Source organism: Streptomyces sp. WAC05292 (assembly GCF_003949955.1).
Lineage (GTDB): Bacteria > Actinomycetota > Actinomycetes > Streptomycetales > Streptomycetaceae > Streptomyces > Streptomyces globosus.
This window is the reverse complement of the sequence record NZ_RPSE01000906.1, coordinates 1-361: the sequence shown is the minus strand read 5'-3', so window position 1 is coordinate 361 and position 361 is coordinate 1. Positions and strand designations below refer to the sequence as shown.

General features: G+C 75.3%; 2 pseudogenes. Both read left to right on the top strand.

Annotation, left to right across the window (positions count from 1 at the left end):
* A pseudogene (locus EF903_RS34940) lies at nucleotides 1-210 on the top strand (ribonuclease D); the annotation flags it as partial.
* Between the two features lie 3 nt (nucleotides 211-213).
* Nucleotides 214-361, top strand: a pseudogene (locus EF903_RS35755) (ribonuclease D); the annotation flags it as partial.

Genomic DNA, 361 nt, shown 5'->3' with positions numbered 1-361 from the left:
GCAGCAGACCTGCGCACCACCACCGGGGGCGGCCCCCCGGACGACGTCGACAAGGCGCCGATTCCGTTGCTCGAACCCCGCGAGGGGATCCCTCCGGTGGTCGCCGACGAAGACGCCCTCGCCCGGGCGGTCGCGGGCCCGCAGGCCCCCACCGCGCCCGTCGCCGGAACGTTCCGGCGACGGGCGCGCCGTATCCGCGGATACCCTTGAGCGGTGACCGACGCCCAAGAGACCGCAGCAGACCTGCGCACCACCACCGGGGGCGGCCCCCCGGACGACGTCGACAAGGCGCCGATTCCGTTGCTCGAACCCCGCGAGGGGATCCCTCCGGTGGTCGCCGACGAAGACGCCCTCGCCCGGG